Origin of the sequence: Kocuria kalidii (genome assembly GCF_044462225.1) — a bacterium.
Classification (GTDB): Bacteria; Actinomycetota; Actinomycetes; order Actinomycetales; family Micrococcaceae; genus Kocuria; species Kocuria kalidii.
Genome location: NZ_JBISWJ010000086.1, coordinates 12,749 through 28,858, shown reverse-complemented (window position 1 = coordinate 28,858; position 16,110 = coordinate 12,749). Strand labels below are relative to the sequence as shown.

At 72.0% G+C, this 16,110-nt stretch carries 17 protein-coding genes, 1 tRNA gene and 1 riboswitch; of the genes, 17 read left to right on the top strand and 1 reads right to left on the bottom strand.

Translation table 11 applies throughout. The features are described from left to right. Positions 1-120: 120 nt before the first annotated feature. The 4 genes from ACH9D3_RS12895 to ACH9D3_RS12880 all read left to right on the top strand — a co-directional run bounded on the left by ACH9D3_RS12895 (position 121) and on the right by ACH9D3_RS12880 (position 2,909). On the top strand, positions 121-1,068 hold the full coding sequence (locus ACH9D3_RS12895) for a DMT family transporter (RefSeq protein ID WP_396398991.1): 948 nt from the start codon (positions 121-123) through the stop codon (positions 1,066-1,068). Positions 1,069-1,109: 41 nt separating this feature from the next. After that, on the top strand, positions 1,110-2,363 hold the full coding sequence (locus ACH9D3_RS12890; protein ID WP_396411242.1) for a glycosyltransferase: 1,254 nt from the start codon (positions 1,110-1,112) through the stop codon (positions 2,361-2,363). Positions 2,364-2,396: 33 nt separating this feature from the next. Next, positions 2,397-2,470: transfer RNA gene (locus ACH9D3_RS12885), tRNA-Ile, on the top strand. Positions 2,471-2,609: 139 nt separating this feature from the next. Continuing rightward, complete coding sequence (locus tag ACH9D3_RS12880; RefSeq protein ID WP_396411241.1) at positions 2,610-2,909, top strand: hypothetical protein; 300 nt, start codon at positions 2,610-2,612, stop codon at positions 2,907-2,909. Here the strand turns inward: ACH9D3_RS12880 and ACH9D3_RS12875 are convergent. After that, positions 2,891-3,463 carry a peptidoglycan DD-metalloendopeptidase family protein gene (locus ACH9D3_RS12875; RefSeq protein ID WP_396411240.1) on the bottom strand — a complete coding sequence of 191 codons (573 nt, stop codon included), beginning with the start codon at positions 3,461-3,463 and terminating at the stop codon, positions 2,891-2,893. The two genes, ACH9D3_RS12880 and ACH9D3_RS12875, sit on opposite strands and share 19 nt — an antisense overlap. A gap of 438 nt (positions 3,464-3,901) precedes the next feature. Here ACH9D3_RS12875 and rpsB point away from each other — a divergent pair, with 438 nt between their 5' ends. The 13 genes from rpsB (at position 3,902) to ACH9D3_RS12810 (ending at position 15,955) form a co-directional block, all read left to right on the top strand. After that, positions 3,902-4,816 carry a 30S ribosomal protein S2 gene (gene rpsB, locus ACH9D3_RS12870; protein WP_396411239.1) on the top strand — a complete coding sequence of 305 codons (915 nt, stop codon included), beginning with the start codon at positions 3,902-3,904 and terminating at the stop codon, positions 4,814-4,816. A gap of 110 nt (positions 4,817-4,926) precedes the next feature. Then, positions 4,927-5,757 (top strand): translation elongation factor Ts, encoded by an 831-nt coding sequence (tsf, locus tag ACH9D3_RS12865; RefSeq protein ID WP_396398986.1) that lies wholly within the window; start codon positions 4,927-4,929, stop codon positions 5,755-5,757. A 250-nt stretch (positions 5,758-6,007) separates the two neighbouring features. Then, positions 6,008-6,781 carry a UMP kinase gene (gene pyrH, locus ACH9D3_RS12860; RefSeq protein WP_396398985.1) on the top strand — a complete coding sequence of 258 codons (774 nt, stop codon included), beginning with the start codon at positions 6,008-6,010 and terminating at the stop codon, positions 6,779-6,781. Between the two features lie 126 nt (positions 6,782-6,907). Continuing rightward, entirely contained in the window at positions 6,908-7,465 is a 558-nt protein-coding gene (gene frr, locus ACH9D3_RS12855; RefSeq protein WP_396398984.1) for a ribosome recycling factor, read from the top strand. Next, on the top strand, positions 7,465-8,412 hold the full coding sequence (locus tag ACH9D3_RS12850) for a phosphatidate cytidylyltransferase (RefSeq protein WP_396411238.1): 948 nt from the start codon (positions 7,465-7,467) through the stop codon (positions 8,410-8,412). Before frr ends, ACH9D3_RS12850 begins: the two co-directional genes overlap by 1 nt. A gap of 25 nt (positions 8,413-8,437) precedes the next feature. Then, positions 8,438-9,046, top strand: coding sequence for a DivIVA domain-containing protein (locus ACH9D3_RS12845; protein WP_396411237.1), 609 nt, complete (start codon positions 8,438-8,440; stop codon positions 9,044-9,046). 164 nt (positions 9,047-9,210) lie between these two features. Beyond that, entirely contained in the window at positions 9,211-9,591 is a 381-nt protein-coding gene (locus ACH9D3_RS12840) for a DUF485 domain-containing protein (protein WP_396398981.1), read from the top strand. A gap of 3 nt (positions 9,592-9,594) precedes the next feature. Then, positions 9,595-11,226 carry a sodium:solute symporter family transporter gene (locus ACH9D3_RS12835; RefSeq protein ID WP_396411236.1) on the top strand — a complete coding sequence of 544 codons (1,632 nt, stop codon included), beginning with the start codon at positions 9,595-9,597 and terminating at the stop codon, positions 11,224-11,226. A 223-nt stretch (positions 11,227-11,449) separates the two neighbouring features. Continuing rightward, the gene (locus ACH9D3_RS12830) at positions 11,450-11,719 is read left to right on the top strand and encodes a GlsB/YeaQ/YmgE family stress response membrane protein (RefSeq protein WP_396411235.1); all 270 of its coding nucleotides are present in this window, start codon (positions 11,450-11,452) and stop codon (positions 11,717-11,719) included. A 115-nt stretch (positions 11,720-11,834) separates the two neighbouring features. Then, a complete protein-coding gene (gene dxr, locus ACH9D3_RS12825; protein WP_396411234.1) occupies positions 11,835-13,109 on the top strand; it encodes a 1-deoxy-D-xylulose-5-phosphate reductoisomerase in 1,275 nt (424 codons plus the stop codon). A 43-nt stretch (positions 13,110-13,152) separates the two neighbouring features. Continuing rightward, a riboswitch (SAM riboswitch) is annotated at positions 13,153-13,269 on the top strand. A gap of 99 nt (positions 13,270-13,368) precedes the next feature. Further along, positions 13,369-14,259 carry a MetQ/NlpA family ABC transporter substrate-binding protein gene (locus ACH9D3_RS12820; protein ID WP_396411233.1) on the top strand — a complete coding sequence of 297 codons (891 nt, stop codon included), beginning with the start codon at positions 13,369-13,371 and terminating at the stop codon, positions 14,257-14,259. Then, positions 14,256-15,299: an ATP-binding cassette domain-containing protein gene (locus tag ACH9D3_RS12815; RefSeq protein WP_396411232.1), complete on the top strand. Its 1,044-nt coding sequence runs from the start codon at positions 14,256-14,258 to the stop codon at positions 15,297-15,299. Before ACH9D3_RS12820 ends, ACH9D3_RS12815 begins: the two co-directional genes overlap by 4 nt. Beyond that, on the top strand, positions 15,296-15,955 hold the full coding sequence (locus tag ACH9D3_RS12810; RefSeq protein ID WP_396398975.1) for a methionine ABC transporter permease: 660 nt from the start codon (positions 15,296-15,298) through the stop codon (positions 15,953-15,955). The genes ACH9D3_RS12815 and ACH9D3_RS12810 overlap by 4 nt, the downstream gene beginning before the upstream one ends. Positions 15,956-16,110 lie beyond the last annotated feature (155 nt).

Below are 16,110 nucleotides of genomic sequence, written 5' to 3'. Positions count from 1 at the left end.
CCCGGAAGCCGCAGGCTTCCGGGCCTTCTCCGTGCGTTCACCGGGTGTGCACGCACGCCGGGGCGACCGACGCCGTCGGCTCGGTAGAATTCCGCCCGTGAGAACAGATCGGTGGATGCCGTGAGCCAGTGGCTGGCCGTCGCACTGGCGCTGCTCTCGGCGCTGTGCCTGGCGGTCGGGACGCAGCAGCAGGGCACGGCCGTGGCCGACCACGCGCACGGACGGCTGAGCCTGCGGACCTTCCTCGTCCTGCTGCGCACTCCCCGCTGGTCGTTGGGGCTGGCCCTGCTCGGCGTCGGAACGGGTCTCAACGTCACGGCGCTCGGACTGGCCACGGTGACGGTGGTCCAGCCGATCGGCGTCGTGGCCCTGGTCATCACCACGCTGCTGCACGCCCGGCACCGGCGGCTGCGGATCAACCGGCGCACCTGGACGGCGATCGCACTGTGCACCGCGGGCGGCGCGGTCTTCGTCACGTGCGCCGTGGCGGTGACCGACCCGGCGCAGGGCATCTCGCAGTGGGCCGAGCACACCGTGGTCGTCATGCTCGTGGTGCTTGTCAGCGTCCTGGGGGTCTCGGCGGCGATGTTCCGCCGCAGCCTGGGCGGGACCTTCTACGTGGTGGGCGCCGGGATCCTCTACGGGTTCGTGGCCGTGCTCGTGCGTCTCACCATCACCCGCATCCAGGGCAGCACCGGGACCCCGCTGGACGACGTCAACTGGGCTGCGGTGGTGACCGCCCTCGCCGCGGCCGTGCTGGGCGGATGGTTCGTGCAGACGGCCTTCGCCGCCGGACCTCCGGACCTCGTGATCGCCGGTCTGACCGTGATCGACCCCATGGTGGGCGTCCTGCTGGGGCTGCTGGTCCTGGGCGAGGCGGTCCCCGGGTTCTCCGTCACAACCGGAATCCTCATGGCCGGCGCCGGTGGCATTGCTATAGTCGGTGTCGCCGTGCTCTCGCAGCACCACCCGGAGGTGCTGCAACGCCGCGCCGGTCTCGTACGACCGGACCGGCCGCTGCCCGCACCGAGACCATCGGCACCGCGGCCTGCAGCCCCGGGCCGCTGAGGACACCACCGCCCAGCACACGACCGACCGGGAAGACACGCTTGAGCGCCGACACCACGACCGCCGATCGACCCCTGACCGTCCTCCTGGTCGCCGAGACCTACCCGCCGGACGTCAACGGGGCCGCGCAGTTCGGCCACCGGCTCGCCCACGGACTGCACGAGCAGGGACACCGGGTGCACGTCCTGTGCGCCCGCCCGGGGCCTGGGCCGTCGTGCCGGGCCGAGGACGGCGGAGTGGTGGAGCACCGCCTGCGCTCCCACCGGGCCTTCACCCACCCGTACTTCCGGCTGTGCTTCCCGTGGCAGGTGGCCGGGGAGATCCGTCGCGTGCTCGACGACGTGCGCCCCGACGTGGTGCACGTCCAGTGCCACTACATCTTGGGCCGCATGCTCGTGCGGGAAGCCCGGCGGCGGGGAATCCGCACGGTCGCCACCAACCACTTCGTCCCCGAGAACCTGGAACCGTTCCTGCCGGTCCCGGAGTGGGTCCTGGAACGGTACCGCGCGGTGTCCTGGCGGGACATGGTGCGGGTCTTCGGCGCCTGCGACGTGGTCACCGCACCCACTCCGCTCGCGGTGCGGACCATGCGCAGCCACGGCTTCCCCGACACGGTGCTCCCGGTGTCCAACGGGATCCGGATCGCCGACTACGAGGCGCACGGGAACGAGCGGCCGCGGGCCGATCGCCCCGCCACCGTCCTGTTCACCGGCCGGCTGGCTGTCGAGAAGAACGTCGACGTGCTCATCGAGGCGCTCTCGCTGCTGCCCGCCGAACTGGACGCCCACTTGGAGCTCGCCGGCGACGGCGAGCAGCGGCCCGCCCTCGAGCGGCTGGCCAGGGGCCTCGGCGTGGCGCAGCGGGTCCACTTCCTGGGGTACGTCCCGGACGACGAGCTCCGCGCGGCCTACCTGCGGGCCGACGTCTTCTGCCAGCCGGGCACGGCCGAGCTCCAGTCGCTGGTCACCCTCGAGGCGATGGCGGCATCCCGGCCGGTCGTCCTGGCCGACGCGCAGGCCCTGCCGCACCTGGCCGAGAACGGCGTCAACGGCTGGCTCTTCACCCCCGGCGACGCGCAGGACCTGGCGCACCGGCTCGCCCTCGTCCTGGGCGCCCCGCCCGAGGAGCGCGAGCGGATGGGGCGCGAGAGCCGCCACAAGGTCGCCCAGCACAGCTTCCCGCGCACCCTGGAGACGTTCCTGCGGATCTACCGCGGTGACCGCCCGCACACCGTGCGGGTCCGGAGCCAAGGTCCGGGCCGGTTCCGGACCCGGCTGGTCTCGCTCGTGCGGTAACGTTGAGCTGCGCCGCCGGGGCCCCTCCGGCGCGGGGCCGTAGCTCAGCTGGTCAGAGCAGAGGACTCATAATCCTTCGGTCGTGGGTTCAAGCCCCACCGGCCCTACCCGACACCCCGCCCACCGTGCAGAGCACCGGTGGGCGGGGTGTTCCCGTGGGGCCGGCTCGTCCGGCGGGTGCGTGCACCCGGGGGATGTGGTGCACTGGTCGTCCGAGACGTGCACCACCACCGAGAGGACGCAGAGATGAGCCAGCGCACGCCGTGGGGGCACCTGTCCGTCGCAGTCCTGGCGCTCGCCGCGCTGACGGGCTGCGACACCACCGCCGATGAGGTCGAGCAGGGCGCCGACCGGGTCCAGGAGGAGGTCGAGCAGGGTGCCGACCGGGTCCAGGAGGAGGTCGATCAGGGTCTCGACCAGGTGCCGGAGGAGGTCCAGCAGGGCGCCGACCAGGTCCGGGAGAGCGCCGAGCAGCTCGTCGACGAGGTCGAGCAGGGCGTCGAGGACGCCCGGAACGACGAGGGCGCTCAGAACGACGAGGGCTGAGCCGCCGTGCGCAGCCGCTCCGGCACGGGGAGCAGCACCGACGGCTCGAGGGCGCCGACGAACTGCAGCGGGTTGAGGTAGTCGTCGCCCCGCCGGACGCCCCAGTGCAGGCAGGCGCCGGGGCCGCAGTGGTCGCGGCCGCGCAGCACGCCCACCACCTGGCCGCGGCGCACCCGCTCCCCGCGGACCAGGGCCGACCCCACGGGCTCGAAGCTCGAGCGCAGCCCCCCGCCGTGGTCGATGGTGACCACCGGGCGGTCCACCACGAACCCCACGAAGCTCACCGTCCCGTCCTCCGGGGCCCGCACGGCGGCCCCGGCGACCGCGCCGAGGTCCACGCCACGGTGGCCCCGTCCCCACCGCTCGGCGGGCGGGGCCCAGTCGCCCACCACGGCCGGCCGCGGCGCCAGCGGCCACGCCCACCCCGGTTCCGCCGAGGCGAGGGGCGCTGCGGCGGGGCCGAGGAGCAGCACCAGGGCCAGGAGCCCCGCCCGCGCGGCCGGGCGTCGTGAGGGACGGAGCCACCTGCGGCGCGGGAAGGGACGGTTGCGCATGCGCCCACTCTCGGTGCCGCCGGGGTCCCCGGGGCCCTGCCGGCACCGTGCTGGGGACGCCGCCGGCCGGCGCCCGCACGGGCCCGGTCGTGTGCAGGGCCGATGAGGCCCTGTAGTACACTTGACCCCGCAGTGTGCTCTCTGCGCTTCCACAGCGTGCCCTCGTGACCTTCCCGGACCCGGCCCCGAACGCCGGAGCCGACGGCGCGGCGGCGAGCCGCTGACTTCGCGCGCAGCGCCGCCGGGATCTCCTGTCCCGGCCCGGCCGCCCCGGTCCGCGTTCCCCGTCCCGGCGGGGTGCGGCACGGCGGCCAGGCGGCGGACCCTCCGGGTCCGCCCACCGCTGCGCCAGGGGCTCGTCCGCCGGACGCAGCCGAGAACCGTACCCGCGGGCCGGGCGTCGTCGCACGCCCTCCCGCACGAGAACAAGGAGACGACATGTCCGTCGTTACCATGCGCCAGCTCCTCGACAGCGGCGTGCACTTCGGCCACCAGACCCGCCGCTGGAACCCGAAGATGAAGCGCTTCATCTTCACCGAGCGCAACGGCATCTACATCATCGATCTCCAGCAGTCGCTGTCCTTCATCGACCGCGCCTACGAGGCCGTCAAGACCACCGTCGCCCACGGTGGCACCATCCTCTTCGTCGGCACGAAGAAGCAGGCCCAGGAGGCCATCGCCGAGCAGGCCACCCGCGTGGGCATGCCCTACGTGAACCACCGCTGGCTCGGCGGCATGCTGACCAACTTCGCCACGGTCTCCAAGCGCATCGAGCGCATGAAGGAGCTCGAGGAGATCGACTTCGACGACGTCGCCGGCTCGCAGTACACCAAGAAGGAGCTGCTGCTCCTGCGCCGCGAGATGGACAAGCTGGAGCGCACCCTCGGCGGCATCCGCAACCTGACCAAGGCCCCGTCCCTGATCTGGATCGTGGACACCAAGAAGGAGCACCTCGCGGTGGACGAGGCCCAGAAGCTGGGCATCCCCGTCGTCGCGATCCTCGACACCAACTGCGACCCCGACGAGGTCGCCTTCCCGATCCCGGGCAACGACGACGCCATCCGCTCCGTCAACCTGCTGACCCGCGTGATCGCCGACGCCGTGGCCGAGGGCCTCATGGAGCGCCACAACAAGAAGTCCGGCGGCGCCGACCAGGCCGCCGAGCCGATGGCCGAGTGGGAGCGCGAGCTGCTCGAGCAGCACGCCGCCAAGCAGACCACCACCGAGCAGACCCCCACCGAGGCGACCGCCACGGCCGAGGAGCCGGCCGAGGCCGCCGCCGAGGTCCCCGCCGAGGCCGAGGCTCCGGCCGTGGCCGCCGCGCCGGCCGAGAGCGAGACCTCCGCCGAGTAGTCTCCGTCCACCGTTCGTTTCCCCCGGCGGGGCACCGTTCCCGCCCGAGGCCGGCCGGGGCGGGCTCCTGTCCGCCCCGGCCGGCACCACCGACTACGTGAGGAGTTCCCATGGCGAACTACACCGCCACTGAGATCAAGGCCCTGCGCGAGCGCACCGGCGCGGGCATGCTCGACGTCAAGAAGGCGCTCGACGAGGCCGACGGCGACCTGCAGAAGGCCCAGGAGATCATCCGCGTCAAGGGCCTCAAGGGCGTCACCAAGCGCGAGGGCCGGGCCACCGCCGAGGGCCTCGTCGCCGCACGCGTCGAGGGCACCGTGGGCTACATGGTCGAGGTCAACTCCGAGACCGACTTCGTGGCGAAGTCCGCCCCGTTCGTCGAGTTCGGCAACAAGGTCCTCGACGCCGCCGTGGCCGCCGACGCGACCACGCTCGAGGCGCTCCTGGACGCCCAGGCCGACGGCAAGTCCGTCTCCGAGCTCGTCACCGAGACCGGTGCCCTGCTCGGCGAGAAGGTCGTCGTCCGCCGCATCGCCCGTGTCGAGGGCGAGAACGTGGCCGTCTACCTGCACAAGACCTCGAAGGACCTCCCGGCGCAGGTCGGCGTGCTCCTGGCGGTCGCCGGTGCCGAGGCCGGAGAGGTCGCCCACGACGTCGCCGTGCACATCGCCGCGATGTCCCCGACGTTCCTGACGGAGGAGGACGTGCCCGCCGAGACCGTCGAGTCGGAGAAGCGCGTCGCCGAGGAGACCGCCCGTGCCGAGGGCAAGCCGGAGAAGATCCTCCCGAACATCATCTCCGGCCGGCTCAAGGGCTACTACAAGGACGTCGTCCTGCTCGACCAGGACTTCGCCAAGGACGCCAAGAAGTCCGTCGGCAAGGTGCTCGAGGAGGCCGGCGCGACCGCCACGGCCTTCGCCCGCTTCCGCGTCGGCGCCTGACCCGTCCCGGCGCCGCGGCGCCCGCTCCGGAGGGAGGGACCCCTGCACCGCAGGGGTCCCTCCCTCCGTCGTTCCCGTGCCGACCTCGCACGACGGCCGTTCCGGGACCGGCGCCCGGGACCGGCCGGCACGTGGTGGGGGCGGAGGGGGACGGACGCGTTCTGTATGCTGAGGGAGGTCCGCCCCCGAGCCGCCAGCACCGTCGCGGGGCCGTGCCGTCCACGCCGCTCCGTCGTCGCCGGGAGGAACCATGCCCACCACTTCTGCGTCCGAGATCAAGGACGAAGCCCTGCGCCTGAGCCGGGACCCGCGGGTCGCCCCCACGCGCCGCCGGGTGCTGCTGAAGCTCTCCGGGGAGGTCTTCGGCGGCGGCTCCATCGGGGTGGACACCCGCGTGGTCCGGGACATCGCCGAGCAGATCGCGGCCACCGTCGGGCAGGTCGAGACCGCGGTCGTCGTCGGCGGCGGGAACTTCTTCCGGGGCGCGGAGCTCTCCCAGGCCGGCATGGACCGCTCCCGCGCCGACTACATGGGGATGCTCGGCACCGTCATGAACTGCCTGGCCCTGCAGGACTTCCTCGAGCAGTGCGGGGTCGACACCCGCGTGCAGTCCGCGATCAAGATGGAGCAGGTGGCCGAGGTGTACATCCCCCGCCGGGCCATCCGCCACATGGAGAAGGACCGCGTCGTGATCTTCGGCGCCGGCGCCGGGCTGCCCTACTTCTCGACGGACACCGTGGCCGCGCAGCGCGCCCTCGAGGTCCACGCGGACGAGGTCCTCATGGCGAAGAACGGGGTGGACGGCGTCTACACGGCCGACCCCCGCACCAACCCGGACGCCCAGCGGCTGTCCGCGCTGACCTACGGGGAGGCCCTGGCCCGCGACATCCGCGTCATGGACCAGACGGCCTTCAGCCTGTGCCGCGACAACGACGTGACGATGCGCGTGTTCGGCATGGAGGGGGAGGGCAACGTGACCCGGGCCCTCCTCGGGGAGCAGATCGGCACCCTCGTCACCGCGTGAGCCGGCGCGGGACGACCCCCGGCTAGACTGGGCCCAGCACGGCCGGGCCGCGCGGTCCCCGCGCGGCGACCGGCCCCACCGACCCCGCGCGGAGGACTCCGTGCGACACGACGAAGGAGCCCCTACGTGATCTCAGACATCATGTCCGAAGCGAAGACGAAGATGGCCAAGGCCGTGGACGGCGCCAAGGAGGACTTCGCCGCCATCCGCACGGGCCGGGCCAACCCGTCGCTCTTCTCCAGCGTGCTGGTCGAGTACTACGGCACTCCCACCCCGCTCCAGCAGCTCGCCTCCTTCCAGAACCCGGAGGCCCGCACGCTGCTCATCACGCCGTACGACAAGTCGGCGCTCACCGCCATCGAGAAGGCGCTGCGCAACTCGGACATCGGGGCCAACCCCGCCAACGACGGCAACGTCATCCGCGTGGTCATGCCGGAGCTGACGCAGGAGCGCCGCAAGGAGTACGTCAAGGTGGTCGGGCACAAGGCCGAGGAGGCCCGCGTCTCCGTGCGCAACATCCGCCGGCACGCCAAGGACCAGATCGAGAAGACCGTCAAGGACGGGGACGTCGGCGAGGACGAGGGCAAGCGCGGCGAGAAGGATCTCGACGCCGCGACCAAGAAGCACATCGACCAGATCGACGAGATGCTCAAGAACAAGGAAGCCGAGCTGCTGCAGGTCTGATGGCGGACCCGCGACGACCGCACCAGGAGGCGACGGCTTCCCCGGGACCCGCCGGGGAGGCCGTCTCCTCCCGTGCCCGGTCGGCCCCCGGCGCGGGAGGGCCCGCCACGACCCCCGGGCGCCGGCACACCGCTCCCTCGCGGGCCGGCCGGAACCTGCCGGCGGCGGTGGGCGTCGCCGTGGTGCTCATCGGGACCCTCCTCGTCGGCCTGTTCTTCCAGCCCCTCGTGCTGGCCCTCTTCGCCGGGACGGCCGCCGGGATCGGCGTCTGGGAGGTCGGGCGGTCGCTGCGCTTCCGCGGCATCGCCATCCCCCGGATCCCGGCGGTGACCGCCGGCGTGCTCATGCCCGTCGCCGCCTTCGCGGGCGGCGGCGAGGCGCTCATGATGGCCGTGATCGTGGGGCTGACCCTCGTGATCGTGTGGCGGGCGCTGGGGGACCGGGACGGCATGATCCTGTCGATCATGGGCTCCGTCTTCGCCCTGGTGTGGGTGAGCTTCCTGCTCAGCATCGCGCTGCTGCTGTACCACACGGAGGCGGGGCCCCTGAAGGTGCTCACCGTCATGCTGCTGGCCGTCGGCTCGGACACGTGCGGCTACGCCGTGGGGGTCGTCTGGGGACGCCACCCCATGGCGCCCCGGATCAGTCCCAAGAAGTCCTGGGAGGGCTTCGCCGGCTCCCTGGGCGGCTCCGTGGTCATCGGCATCCTGTGCGCCGTCCTGCTGCTCGACCACTCCTGGTGGGAGGGCGCCGTCCTGGCGGGCGTCCTCGTCTTCGCCGCGACGCTCGGCGACTTCTCCGAGTCCATGGTCAAGCGCGAGCTGGGGATCAAGGACATGGGCACGCTCCTGCCCGGCCACGGCGGCGTGATGGACCGGATCGACTCCATCCTCTTCGCCGTGCCCGCCGGGTACCTGCTCTTCGAGCTGTTCGCCGCGGGCGCCTGACCGGACCGCCCAGGATCTGCCGCCCATGACCTCCGAACGAGCAGGCACCCGCCCGGTCACCGACCGCATCCGGCGGTGCGGCGAGGTCGAGCGGGGCTACGACGTGGCCGAGGTGGACGAGCTCCTGGCCGCCGTGGACGCGGCCCTGCAGGACCCGCCGGACGGCACCGGGGCGGGGGAGCGGGCCGGCGCCGTGGTCAGCGCGCAGGTGCGCGCGGCCGTCTTCAGCGGCGCACGGGGCGGCTACCGGCCCGAAGCCGTCGACGAGGTCCTGGACGCGGCCGAGGACGCGCTGGCGGCGGCCGAGCGGGAGCGCTTCCTGCGTGCGCGCGGTCCCGAGGCGTGGCAGGAGCATCTGGACGGCCTGGGAACGCTCCTGCGGAACCGTCTCGACCGGCCGCGCACCCAGCGCTTCCGGCGCCCCTCCCGGCCGCGGGCCCAAGGCTACTCCGCGGCCCACGTCGACGTGCTGTGCGAGCGCCTCGGCGCCCGGCTCGACGGCACGGGCGCCCTCGCTCCGGCCGAGCTGCGGCGGGCCGTGTTCCCGCCGGCGCAGGGCGAGCGGAGCTACGAGGAGCAACAGGTGGACGCCTTCCTGGACCGTGCCGTCGAGCTGCTCCTGGCGCTGCGCTGAACCGGGCGACCCGACGCCACTGTGTATACATGCCGGAGCGGGGCTGGGCCAAAAACACGGGATCGTGTCGTCCGGGACCCTCCGGAGTGAGCAATTCGGCGTTTCATCTTGCCCCTCTGCATACAACGGCCTACTGTGGGCCACATCACATGAGGAGGTAGCCCATGTCCAACCAGCCACCCATCGACGCCGACGAGCTCGTCGCCGACGTCGACTTCCCCGCGGCCCAGCGGTCGCCCGAGTTCCAAGAGCTGCGGAAGACCCACCGCGGCTTCGTCTTCCCGCTCGCGATCGTCTTCCTGGTCTGGTACCTGCTGTACGTGGTGCTCGCCATGTACGTGCCGCAGCTGTTCGCCATCCAGGTCGTCGGCAACGTCAACCTGGGCGTGATCCTGGGCCTGCTCCAGTTCGTCACGACCTTCGCGATCACGGGCGCCTACGTGGCCTTCGCCAACCGCAAGCTCGACCCGAAAGCCACGGCCATCCGAGAGCGCCTCGAGCCCAGCCTCGGCCCCACCGGCGGCGCCCACGGACAGGAGAACTGATCGATGAACCCCCTGCACTCCGCGCTCGCGCCCATGGCGACCGCCACCACGGAAACGGTCGGCACGCCATGGATCAACATCTCCATCTTCGGCGCGTTCGTCGTCGTCACGATGGTGGTCGTCCTCCGGGCCTCCAAGTCCACGGCCACGGCGGCCGACTACTACGCCGGCGGCCGCGGCTTCAGCGGCACCCAGAACGGACTCGCCATCGCGGGTGACTACCTCTCGGCGGCGTCCTTCCTGGGCATCGTCGGCGCGATCGCCATCCAGGGCTACGACGGGTTCCTGTACTCCATCGGCTTCCTCGTGGCCTGGCTCGTGGCTCTGCTGCTCATCGCCGAGCTCCTGCGCAACACCGGCAAGTTCACGATGGCCGACGTCCTGTCGTTCCGCCTGCGCCAGCGCCCCGTGCGCGTCGCGGCGTCCATCTCCACGCTCTCCGTGTCCGCGTTCTACCTGCTGGCCCAGATGGCCGGCGCCGGCGCGCTGGTGTCGCTGCTGCTCGGCATCGGATCCCGGACGGGCCAGTCGCTGGTCATCGTGGTCGTGGGCGCGCTGATGATCGTCTACGTGCTCGTGGGCGGGATGAAGGGCACCACCTACGTGCAGATCATCAAGGCCGTGCTCCTCGTCTCCGGCGTGGCGGTGATGACCGTCTGGATCCTGGCGCTGTACGGCTTCAACTTCTCCTCGCTGCTCGGTGACGCGGTCGCGGTCTCCGGCAACCCGGCCATCCTGGAGCCGGGCCTGCGCTACGGGGCCACGGAGACCAGCAAGCTGGACTTCATCTCCCTGGGCCTCGCCCTCGTCTTCGGCGCCGCGGGCCTGCCCCACGTGCTGATGCGCTTCTACACGGTGCCCACGGCCAAGGAGGCCCGCACCTCGGTGGTCTGGGCGATCGGGCTCATCGGCCTGTTCTACCTGTTCACCCTCATCCTCGGCTTCGGTGCGGCGGCCCTCATCGGCGCCGAGCGGATCCAGGCGGCGCCCGGCGGCGTGAACTCCGCGGCCCCGCTGCTGGCGTTCGAGCTGGGCGGTTCGCTGCTGATGGGCATCATCGCGGCGGTGGCCTTCGCCACGATCCTCGCGGTCGTCGCGGGCCTGGCCATCACGGCCTCGGCCTCGTTCGCCCACGACATCTACACCAGCGTCATCAAGAAGGGCGACTCCGACCCCCGCAAGGAGCTCAGGGTCGCCAAGACCACGGTGGTGGTCATCGGCCTCGTCTCCATCGCGGGCGGCATCGGTGCGCAGGGCCAGAACGTCGCGTTCCTCGTGGCGCTCGCCTTCGCGGTCGCGGCCTCGGCGAACCTGCCGACCATCCTGTACTCCCTGTACTGGCGGCGCTTCACCACCCGCGGCGCGGTCTGGTCCATGTACGGCGGCCTGATCATGTCGGTGGGGCTCATCATCTTCTCCCCGGTCATGTCCGGCACCGAGACGTCGATGATCCCGACGGCCGACTTCGCGTGGTTCCCGCTGCAGAACCCGGGCATCGTCTCGATCCCGGCCTCCTTCCTCCTCGGCTTCATCGGCTCCATGACGGAGCGCCGTCTCGAGGACCCGGTCAAGCAGTCCGAGATGGAGGTGCGCTCCCTCACAGGCATCGGTGCGGAGAAGCCCGTCGCCCACTGACGTCCTCCCCGCTCCCACCTGGAGCGACTCCCGGCCCGCCCGGAGCCACGGCTCCCCGGGCGGGCCGGTTCGCGTTCCCGACACGGCCGAGAATTCCCGAAAGTAAAAAGACAGGTGGCTGACCGTCGGTTAGGGTGGGTTCAGAAGCAACGTCAGGGTATTCCAGGGATACTCACCGGTTGCGTACAATGAAAGTCCCTCCCGGGACGGATAAGGAGCAGTCATGGGAATTCTCGGTTGGATCGTCCTCGGCCTCATCGCCGGCGCCCTCGCCAAGCTCATCATGCCGGGCAACCAGGGTGGCGGCATCATCGTCACCATGATCCTCGGCATCGTCGGAGCCCTCCTCGGAGGCTTCATCGGCTCGCTGATCGGCATCGGCAGCATCGACAGCTTCTGGGACCTGGGCACCTGGATCACCGCGATCGTCGGTGCGCTCATCGTGCTGTTCATCTGGGGCCTCATCACCGGCCGCAAGGGCCGCGCCCACTGATCGGACTCCCAGCGGGTGTCGAGGCCCCACTCACCGGAGACGGTGGGTGGGGCCTTCGTCGTACCCGGTCCTGCGGCGGGCCGGCGACCCCTCGGCACTGGGAGATACTGGGGCCATGACAGCCCCCGCCTCCTCGCCCCGCACCCGCTCCACGCCCGAGCTGCGCGCGCTCGCCGCCGCCGGCCCCCGCCGGATCAGCGTCCTCGGTTCGACGGGCTCGATCGGCACGCAGGCGCTCGACGTCGTGCGGGCCGTCCGTGAGCTCGACGGCGCGGCCCCGTTCACCGTGGTCGCGCTCGCGGCCGGGGGGCGCCACCCGGAGCTGCTGGCGGAGCAGGCCGTCGAGACCCGCGCGGCCCTCGTGGCGACGAGCGGGACCGGCCGGGACGCGGCCCGGCTGGCACGGCTGATCGCGGAGTGCGCGTCGGCCGCCGGGGCCACGGACTACCGCCCGGACGTCCTGCACGGACCCGATGCGGCATCGGCGGCCGCGGCCCACCCGGACGCCGACCTCGTACTCAACGGGATCACCGGCTCCATCGGACTCGCCCCCACGCTGGCGGCGCTGCGGGCCGGGCACAAGCTCGCCCTGGCGAACAAGGAGTCGCTGATCGCCGGAGGGGCTCTCGTCAAGGAGGCCGCGGCGGCCACCGGGGACCCGGACGCGCTGATCCCCGTGGACTCCGAGCACTCCGCCCTCGCGCAGGCGCTGCGCGGCGGCACCGCCGGAGAGGTGGACCGGCTCGTGCTGACGGCCTCCGGCGGCCCCTTCCGCGGCCGCTCCCGGGCCGAGCTCGAAGCGGTCACCCCGCAGGACGCGCTGCGCCACCCGACGTGGGACATGGGCCTGATGGTCACGACCAACTCGGCCTCCATGGTGAACAAGGCGCTCGAGGTGCTCGAGGCGCACCTGCTCTTCGACGTCCCGCTCGAGCGCATCGACGTGGTGGTCCACCCGCAGTCGGTCGTGCACTCCATGGTGCAGTTCGTGGACGGCTCGACGATCGCCCAGGCCTCGCCGCCCGACATGCGCCTGCCCATCGCGCTGGGCCTGGCCTGGCCGCACCGGGTGCCCGGCGCGGCCCCGGCGTGCGACTGGACGCGCGCCGCCGAGTGGACCTTCGAGCCGCTGGACCGGCAGGCGTTCCCCGCCGTGGACCTCATCAAGGCGGCGGGGGAGCGCGGCGGCACGTGCCCCGCGGTCTTCAACGCCGCCAACGAGGAGGCGGTGCAGGCCTTCCACCACGGCCGGATCCGCTTCCCGTCCATCGTGGACACGGTCGAGACGGTGCTCGGCGAGCACGAGGGGACCGGCAGCCCGGACCTCGAGGCGGTGCTCGAGGCCGAGCGCTGGGCCCGGCGCCGCGCCCACGAGGTCCTGGCCCGCTGACCGGCCCGGATTGGTCCCGCCGTACGTGCTAGTGTGTCCGGCGGATGACGAGTCCCAGCGCGAAGCCCTGGCTTGCTGGGCGGCAACCCTCTCCCGTAGTGGGGTGCCCCAGGTGAACCATCCGGCACCGGCCATCGACGGCCGGCGGCAAGTACGGTTCGACCGTGGACCCGCCCTCCGGCGTGCCCTCGACCGTGGCCGCCGTCCGTGATGCACCGGTGGGAAGCCCCGACATCCCGGACCCACGGAAAGGCACGACATGCGATCGCAGCGCCTCACCTTCTTCGCCCTGGCCACCACCCTCGGCCTCACCCTCACCGCCTGCGGCGGGGAATCCGGCACCAGCGCCGAGAACCCGGCCGACGACGGCGTCGTCACCATCGGCGTGGTGGGCGAGAACTCCACCCACGAGGCGCTGCAGCAGGTGGCGGAGGAGAACGGCGTGACCGTCGAGTACGTCTCCTTCAGCGACTACCAGCAGCCGAACCCCGCCCTGAGCAGCGGGGAGATCGACCTGAACTGGTTCCAGCACCCCGCGTTCCTCGCCGACTACAACAACAACGCCGAGGACACCATCACGCCGGTCGGCTCGACCTCGATCTACCCGCTGGGACTGTACTCGGAGGAGTACACGTCCTTGGACCAGTTCCAGGAGGGCGACACCGTGGCCGTGCCCAACGACTCGATCAACCTCTCCCGCGGCCTGCTCGTGCTGGAGGAGGCCGGCCTGATCCGCTTCACCTCCGAGACCACGGCCCCGACCGAGTTCGACATCGACGAGGAGAACTCCACCGTCTCCGTCACCCCGGTCTCGGCCGAGCAGACGGTGCTCTCCCTGGACTCCGTCCAGGGCTCGATCGTGAACAACGACTTCCTCGCGGACGCCGGACTCGACGCCGACGACGCGCTGTTCGAGGACGGCGCCGACAGCGAGGGCGCCCGCGCCTACGTCAACCTCTTCGCGGCCCAGGAGCAGTGGGCCGAGGACGAGACCCTGCAGCAGGTCGCCGGGTTCTACCACGACCCCGCCGTGCTCGAGGCCGAGGCCAACGAGACCGACGGCACCGCGGTGCCGCTGCAGCTCGAGCAGCAGGAGCTCGAGGACATCACCACCCGCTACGCCGAGGACCTGCAGGGGCAGTCGGAGTGACGGGTGCGGATCCGATCGTCCGGTTCGCCGGGGTGAGCAAGACCTTCGTGGTCGGCACCGGCCGCTCCCGCCGCGAGGTCACCGCCGTGGAGGACGTCACGCTCGACATCCGCCGCGGTGAGATCTTCGGCGTGATCGGCTACTCGGGCGCCGGCAAGTCCACGCTCGTGCGCCTCATCAACGGGCTCGAACCGGTGACGAGCGGCACCGTGGAGGTCGACGGCCGCCGGGTGGACGGGCGCACCGAGCCGCAGCTGGCGTCGCTGCGCCGGGACATCGGCATGATCTTCCAGCAGTTCAACCTCTTCACCTCGAGGACCGTGGCGGGCAACGTCGAGTACCCGCTCAAGCGGGCCGGCTGGCCCAAGGAGCGGCGCCGGCAGCGGGTCGCCGAGCTGCTCGAGTTCGTGGGCCTGAGCGAGCGGGCCCGCAACTACCCGGAGCAGCTGTCGGGCGGGCAGAAGCAGCGCGTGGGCATCGCCCGTGCGCTGGCGTCCAACCCCAAGCTGCTGCTCGCCGACGAGTCGACGAGCGCGCTGGACCCGGAGACCACCCAGGAGGTGCTGCAGGTGCTGCAGCGGGTCAACCGGGAGCTGGGCATCACGATCGTGCTCATCACCCACGAGATGGAGGTCGTGCGCGCGATCGCCGACCGCGTGGCCGTGATGGAGAACGGGCGGGTCGTGGAGCACGGCAGCACGGCCGAGGTGTTCTCCCGGCCGAGCACGCAGACCGCACGGCGCTTCGTCTCGTCGGTCATGCACACCGAGCCCGGCCCGGACGAGGTGGAGCGGCTGCGGCGCACCCACCACGGCCGGCTCGTGTCCGTGGACGTCCGGGACGACACCGACATCGGCGGGATCCTCTCCGACGGCGTCACCCGGGGCGTGCGCTTCACCATCGCCTTCGGGGGGATCAGCGTGCTGCAGGAGCAGTCCTTCGGCGCGCTCACGTTCGAGCTGCAGGGGGCCGACGACGCCGTGGACCAGGTGGTCGCCGAGCTCGCCCGGGTCACGACCGTGCGGGAGGTGGCGGCATGACGGACTGGTCGGTCCTCGGACCCGAACTGCTCAAGGCCGTCGGGGAGACCCTGTACATGGTCACGGCGACCCTGGTGCTCGCGGGCCTCCTGGGCCTGCTCGTGGGCACGGGCCTGTACGTCACCCGGCGGGGCAGCATCCTGGAGAACCGGGTGGTCTTCACGGCGCTGAACGTGCTCGTGAACTTCGTCCGGCCCATCCCGTTCATCATCCTGCTCGCGGCCCTGGGACCGCTGACCACCGCGGTGGTCGGCTCCCGGCTCGGCCCCAACGCGGCGATCTTCGCGATGACCATCGGGGCGACCTTCGCGGTCGCGCGCATCGTGGAGCAGAACCTGGTGGGGGTCGACCCCGGTGTGGTCGAGGCGGCGCGGTCCATGGGCGTGTCCCGGTTCAGGATCATCACCACGGTGATCCTGCCCGAGGCGCTGGGGCCCCTGGTGCTCGGCTACACCTTCCTCGTCATCGGCATCACGGACATGTCCGCGATGGCCGGTGCCATCGGCGCCGGGGGCCTGGGCGACTTCGCCCTGCGCCTGGGCTACCAGCGGTTCAACGACGAGGTGACGTGGGCCGCGGTGGCCGTCATCATCCTGCTCGTCCAGTCGGTGCAGTTCTTCGGCAACTGGCTGGCCCGGAAGATGCTCCGCCGCTGACGCACCGCACGGCCCGCGACGGCCGGCCGCCTCCCGCGGGGGCGGCCGGCCGTCGTCGTGCACCGGTGCGGCTGCCACGCGCCGCCCAGGATGGTGGTGCACACTGGTTCTCGCCGTGCACAGCGCACGGTCCCGCCGTCCCCGGCGCCCGCCGG